The sequence below is a fragment of the Carnobacterium sp. GW821-FHT04C06 genome (genome assembly GCF_059420345.1).
This window is the reverse complement of the sequence record NZ_JBWKTN010000004.1, coordinates 111,299-117,392: the sequence shown is the minus strand read 5'-3', so window position 1 is coordinate 117,392 and position 6,094 is coordinate 111,299. Positions and strand designations below refer to the sequence as shown.

At 32.6% G+C, this 6,094-nt stretch carries 5 protein-coding genes; all 5 read left to right on the top strand.

Features of this window, described 5'->3' with window-relative positions; genetic code table 11:
* On the top strand, positions 1 to 635 hold a 635-nt coding region (locus AC07SW_RS07945), incomplete at its 5' end, for an isopeptide-forming domain-containing fimbrial protein (RefSeq protein ID WP_494632605.1).
* A gap of 80 nt (positions 636 to 715) precedes the next feature.
* Positions 716 to 1,531, top strand: a complete 816-nt coding sequence (locus AC07SW_RS07940) for a class A sortase (RefSeq protein ID WP_494632604.1) — start codon at positions 716 to 718, stop codon at positions 1,529 to 1,531.
* A gap of 4 nt (positions 1,532 to 1,535) precedes the next feature.
* A complete protein-coding gene (locus tag AC07SW_RS07935) occupies positions 1,536 to 4,124 on the top strand; it encodes a YfhO family protein (protein ID WP_494632602.1) in 2,589 nt (862 codons plus the stop codon).
* Positions 4,121 to 5,800 (top strand): putative glycosyltransferase family protein, encoded by a 1,680-nt coding sequence (locus AC07SW_RS07930; RefSeq protein ID WP_494632601.1) that lies wholly within the window; start codon positions 4,121 to 4,123, stop codon positions 5,798 to 5,800. Before AC07SW_RS07935 ends, AC07SW_RS07930 begins: the two co-directional genes overlap by 4 nt.
* On the top strand, positions 5,791 to 6,057 hold the full coding sequence (locus AC07SW_RS07925; protein ID WP_494632600.1) for a hypothetical protein: 267 nt from the start codon (positions 5,791 to 5,793) through the stop codon (positions 6,055 to 6,057). The genes AC07SW_RS07930 and AC07SW_RS07925 overlap by 10 nt, the downstream gene beginning before the upstream one ends.
* Positions 6,058 to 6,094: the final 37 nt, after the last annotated feature.

The window sequence follows — 6,094 nt, the reverse complement described above, 5'->3', positions numbered from 1 at the left end:
TTGTAGATAAGAGTGTTGAGAATGCGAATGGAAAAGAAGAAGTAGCTGTAGGAGACATGGTGAAGTACACGATCGTAGCAACGAATGATAAAGCAGGATCGTTATTAACGAATGGGTATATAACAGATACAATCCCAGAGGGATTGGGAAAACCAACGAATATTGTATTAACAAAAGCAGATGGTTTACCAATAGTACTTGGATCAGATGTGTATGATTCTTTAACACACACATTGAAAATACCTATTGGTGATTTAGCAGGCGGAGAAAAAGCAACGTTAACGTTTGAAACAGAAGTGTTACCAGAAGCATTGGGACAAGAAATTAAAAACGTAGCAACTGTTGGAGGAGAAACACCAGACGGTGGATCGACTGAAGGAACAGATACGGGACTAATTCCACCAGTAGATCCAAAAAACCCAACAAACCCAACAAACCCAACAAACCCAACAAACCCAACAAACCCAACAAACCCAACAAACCCAACAAACCCAGGAGGAAATGGTGGATCAGGTGGTAAGTTCCCACAAACAGGGGATAGGGAGATTTCAGTAGGAATTTATGGACTATTGGCAATTAGTACAGCGCTTGTTGTTTATGGAAAACGTTCTACAAAAAGTAAAAAAATATCTTAATTTAACTAATAAATAATAAATGATTTACCAACGAAGAGAGTGGTCCTCTTCGTTGGTTCTTATTTTAGAATGGAGATTTTATGAACAAGTGGATAACTCGTTTAGGATACTTAGGTTTACTGATTGTAATTATTTTTGGAATTAGTATTGCTCAAAAACAAATACTGACAGCTAAATTGAACCAATCAGACACATTAATTAAAGAAGTTTCAAAAGAACAAATTAACAAAAATGAAGAAAAAAAACTAGATAACGAATTAGAAATAAAACCTCTTAGCTTACCAGATATTATTAAAGCTACACAGAACGCAAATGAGGTGAAAAATCGGATGGTTGGTGTGATTCAGATAAACAATATTGGACTTACGCTCCCTATTTTAAAAGGGACAACGAATCAAAATCTTGCTTATGGTGCAACAACTTATAAGCAAGACCAACAGATGGGAAAAGGCAATTACATTTTATTTGGACACCATATGCGTAATGAGAGTTTATTATTTGGATCACTTGGAAAAATAAAAATAGGTACAGAAATTATTTTATCTGATTTATCAAATGAATATGTTTATACAGTCAATGAGAAAAAAACAATTAAAGATACAGATTTAAATGAAGCAGATGAACGAGGGCAATCAGAACTAACGTTGATTACTTGTGATACGACGGGATTAACAAGTAAACGATGGTTGGTTCGAGGTGAACTAACAAGTGTGAAAAAATTACTTTCAAAAGACAAGTTAGTGATGGGAGCTAAAATAAATAAGGAAAATCCAATATTTTCATTTAAATCAACCAGTGGATGGAAAGGGTTAAATGTTTTCTTATGTGTATTATTTGTCTTAGTTATTGTATTGGCAATTGTAAATGAAATACAACAACGTCGAAAGGGGAGCTGAAACTGTGATAGATCAACCACTAAATAAATCCAAAATTAGATTTGCTCTTGCTTTCATTGTGCCAGCAACACTATCTGTAGTATGGTACCTAGCAATGAGATTTTATCCAATTGAAAATGTAGTATTGTATACTTCTGATTTAAGTCAACAATACCGTGCTTTTTTATCTTATTATCAAGATTGGTTACATGGAAAGGTTTCAATGCAATATAGTTGGGATTTATTTTCTGGGAGTAATATGATAGGAAACTTTGCTTATTATACAGGAAGCATTTTTAATCTACTCTTGTTTTTCTTTCCAAAAAAATATTTATATGAAGCGATTTGTATCATTTTATTATTGAAAATAGCTTGTTCAGGTGGTGCAATGTATGCCTATCTCGATTTTACAATGAAGAAACAAAAACAATTTGTATTGATTTTTAGTACGAGTTTTGCTTTTTGTGGAATGCTAGTAGGCTATTTTTTTAATATTATTTGGTTAGATGCATTTATTTATTTGCCTCTTAGTGCACTTGGATTGAAGCAGATGATGAAGACTAAAAAAATGAGTAAATTATTTGTTATTAGTTTGAGTCTACTGCTGATTGCGAATTTTTACATGGCTTATATGGTAGGGGGCTTGATTTTCCTTTTATTTTTAGGAATGTTGTGGGAAACGGGTCAAAGAAAAGAAAGAATGAGAGCTATTGGTTGTTTTTTTGGAATGACGGCGTTGTCTTTAGGCCTAGCTGCAGTGGTTATTTTACCAACCTTACTCCAACTACAATTAGCTTCTAAAAGCGGAGTAACGTTTAGTAATGTCTGGTTCAATCCTGTTGAGGCATTAGGAAAGCTATTTAATGGAGTTTATTATCCGGAGTCTTATATTGATACAAGCGGAGCGATTGCTCCACATATATATAGTGGATTACTGGTAGTCCTTTTAGTTATTCCATTTTTTCTTTTGAAAAAAATTAGTTTTCAAAAGAAAATAATTTATGGTAGTATCCTTGCCTTTTTATCTTTAAGTTTATTGTGGGAGCCTCTTGGAATTGCATGGCAAGGATTTAATCAGCCGACAGGTTATCCTTTTAGATTTGCCTTTTTGTTCAGCTTTATACTTATTGATCTAGCAGCGCAATCAATGGATCAATTAACTAAATCCACTAAACCTCTTGTTTGGTTTGGGTTTAGTGGAATGAGTATTTTATGGTTGATTATTAGTTTAGTTATTCCATCTATTGGAATTGGTTTGTGGTGGTGGAATCAGCTATTATTAATTATAATTTCAACAGTGTTAGTTTTTTACTTAGACGGACAGTATAACCAGATTACTGGAATATTGTTGATTTTTATTTGTGTGACTGAGGTGAGTACTAACAGTATTTTATCAACTAAAAAAATGGAACAAGTGAATAAATTTAACACCTACGAAGCGCGATCGTATTCAGCTAATCAGGATGTAATATTAGAGGATGCGTTAAATCAATTGCAAAAAACAGATCCGACAACAATAAATCGTGCAAAATCAAATTATCATTCTTTTTTAAACGATAACCTTTTCTATGGATTTCCTTCTATTGGAGGTTTTTCATCCCTTAAAAGTAGTGCGTATGGTGAAATGATGAGGAATTTAGGATATGAAGCGTCACGTGTATCGGTTCGTACTGGAAGTGGGACGCAGATTTCAAATGATTTATTTAATGTTACGACGAATATAATTGCAAATTATCGACTAGATAAAACTGCAAGTGAAGTCAAACAGTATCAAAAAGATGATTTGTCTATTTTTGAACAACCTTATAAAGTGTCAACTGGAATAGTGGTCGATGAAAGAAAGTTGGAAGATCATTTTAATGCAGATGCTCAGGAAAAAATCATTCAATTATTTAATGGAAAATCTGAAACGATATTAACTAAAGAATCTGTACAAAATGTGTCTGAATTAGGTGTTACTAAGCAGAATAGAAATTATGTACAGACTTCAAGCAGTGCAAAATTAGTTTATACACTTCCAGAAATATCAGAAGATGAAGATTTATATGTCTATTTTGGTTCACCTTATAGTGTTGAGGGAATGTCTTACTCATTATCAATGAGAAGAGGTCTTAGTGTTCAAAATGGCTGGCATTTTGTTGAAAAAGGAGCTAAGACACTAACTATTAATTGGGATCAGCAGCAGCAATTCCCTGAATATGGGATTCAATTTATGAAAATAAATACAACGGAATGGTCTAAATTAATGAAAAAGAACGAAGGTCAAGGATTAAAATTAGATCAATTAGGGACGAAATCGTTTGAAGGAACTGTCCCAATAAATGAAAAGAAAAATAAAGCTCTATTATTAACTATTCCATACGACAAAGGCTGGAATTATAAAATAAACGGAAAAAAAGTAGAAGCGACTCAAGTATTTGATAATTTAACGAGCTTGAAACTTCCAAAAACTTCTAAAAAAATAAAGATTGAAGGGAACTACACTTCGCCTGGTTTGCGATTAGGACAAATGATAACGATTTTGACTATCTTAAGTTGCCTTGGTTATGAAATCTTTTCTAGATTACAAAAAAAACAGGCTATAAAAAATTTTAGAGAAGAGGGAGAGGAATGAAATTTGATATAAAAAAATGGGAATATGGGATGGTTTTATTGAGTTTCTTCTTCATAGTCAGTGTAATGTTTTTATTTTGGCCAGCCAATACAGTTTTGGGTGGAGATGATTTAGGTTTTCACCTAAATCGAATATTGGGCCTGTCAGACTCTTTGAATCAAAAAAATTACCCTTTTTATATTAATGCTCACTTTTTAAATGGTTATGGTTACGCAGCTAATTGGTTTTATCCAGACTTATTCTTACTTCCGCTAGCATTCTATCTAAAATTGGGTGGAAGTATAACCTTAGGGTATAAAGTATATCTTGTCGTCATTCAGCTACTGATGGTTGTTAGTATGTACAGTTGTATGTATCTACTAACAAAACAAAAAATAATTTCATGGCTTATTTCATGGTGTTATATTTTTTCTAGCTATCGTTTGATTGATCACTATGTTCGGGGAGCCGTTGGAGAGAATTTAGCATTTTTATTCTATCCACTTGTTGTAATTGGACTTTATCAATTGCTTTATAAAGAACAAAAAAATGGATTGTTTTTTTTAGCTTTTGGTTTCACAGGACTTGTTTACAGTCATGTGTTATCAGTGGTAATGATGTCAATAATCGTAGCTGTTTTTTGCGCAATTCGATGGAAAGTTTTCTTGAGAAATCCTATGATTTTGTATTATTTGGGTATGTCAGTTGGCCTGACCATTTTGTTAGGAGCATTTTCATTATTTCCAATGTTAGAGCAAATGGGGGCGAGTAATTGGTACTATCAAGTGCATCCATTTGCCAATTTATCAAGTTCAAAAGGTTATTCAGTTACTCAATTTATTGTCAGCTTAGTGAAGCCTTATACGACTACGCCGAATTTTATCGTAGGGATAGGCGCTGTTCCAGTTATTCTTATTTTCAGCCGTTGTTTTTATAAAGGAAAGAAAACAATACTTAACCAATTTGCGAGAAGTTTGTTAAGTATTGGATTAGTATTCTTACTGATGACTACAAGTGTATTTCCTATCAAATGGTTTTCAATCCTAGACGTTATCCAATTTTCATGGCGTTTAAATGCGATTAGCACGAGTTTATTAGTAGTGTCTGGGGGAATATACTTCAGTCAATTAGAAATGAAACCATTAAAAAAGAAATTTTACTTTAGTGTGGTGGGTATATTCATTATTTTGTGTTTACAAATTGGTCAAGTTAATAAAGAGTACCAACAGAAATATGCAGGAGTTGTGGATACGTATCAAGGTAAAAATTACGTTAGTCAATTTAGTCTAGGAGCAGGATCTGAATACTTGCCAGCAACTAGTTCAAAAGAATTTATTGAACATAGAGGTGACAAATTAGTTGAATTGAATACGAATCAACAAGTAGCTTATACTCGATTATCTAAAGGAATTCAATTTTCAACTGATTTTGGAGAACAGCAACTGAAAAAGATGGAATTGCCATTAATTTGGTATAAAGGATATGAAGCAACTCTTAATGGAGAAAAACTTCCTATTGAAAAAAATAAAATTGGTTTGATTCAAGTAGATACTCAATTAAAAGGAACAATTCAAGTTTACTACAAAGGGACAATTATACAAAAAGTGGCAATGATTGTATCTATTAGTACATTTTTGATTATGAGTGGGACTTTTAGTTATTTTAAATTAAGGAAGGTTGGAGAAAAATGGAATTAAGTATACATTTAGCAAATGGAGAAAAAATAAAGATTCACGAAAATACGATTTTAGTAGGTTACACATACAAAGAAGACTCAAAAATTAGTTATCAAAAACAACGAGCAGAAGAGTTTACGTTGATTATGTTAACTCCTAATTGGAATAGTTTAGTAGAGTTTCTTTCAGCTGCGTATTGTTTTGAAGTAAAAGACAATGGAAATCGAGGGAAAATCTACTTTTCTCAATCAGTCAGTTCTATTACATTCAGTGAATGAATAGTATCAAAACTGAAATAAAAGTGAAGGACGGAAT

Bases quoted from the DNA above. Each gene is read 5' to 3' on its own strand.
- AC07SW_RS07925 (WP_494632600.1), top strand. From the start codon at position 5,791: ATGGAATTAAGTATACATTTAGCAAATGGAGAAAAAATAAAGATTCAC.
- AC07SW_RS07940 (WP_494632604.1), top strand. From the start codon at position 716: ATGAACAAGTGGATAACTCGTTTAGGATACTTAGGTTTACTGATTGTA.
- AC07SW_RS07930 (WP_494632601.1), top strand. From the start codon at position 4,121: ATGAAATTTGATATAAAAAAATGGGAATATGGGATGGTTTTATTGAGT.